This window comes from Caloranaerobacter ferrireducens, from assembly GCF_001730685.1.
GTDB lineage: Bacteria > Bacillota > Clostridia > Tissierellales > Thermohalobacteraceae > Caloranaerobacter > Caloranaerobacter ferrireducens.
On the sequence record NZ_MDJR01000028.1, the window covers coordinates 1 to 261 of the forward strand.

Here is a 261-nt window from a genome sequence, read left to right on the forward strand (position 1 = left end):
GTCCCGCGTTCGAGTCGCGGATGGGTCACCAATATGGAGAGGTGTCCGAGTGGTTTAAGGAGCTGGTCTTGAAAACCAGTGACTCGCTTGCGCGGGCCGTGGGTTCGAATCCCACCCTCTCCGCCAAATAAAGAGTGGAGAAGTACTCAAGTGGCTGAAGAGGCTCCCCTGCTAAGGGAGTAGGTCCCTAACGGGGCGCGAGGGTTCAAATCCCTCCTTCTCCGCCAAGATTTAAGGGCCCTTAGCTCAGTTGGCTAGAGC

2 tRNA genes are annotated in these 261 nt (G+C 57.1%); both read left to right on the forward strand.

The window, feature by feature from the left end:
* Positions 1–35 precede the first annotated feature (35 nt).
* Positions 36–126 (forward strand) — tRNA-Ser (locus BFN48_RS12035).
* Between the two features lie 10 nt (positions 127–136).
* A tRNA-Ser gene (locus BFN48_RS12040) sits at positions 137–227 on the forward strand.
* Positions 228–261 lie beyond the last annotated feature (34 nt).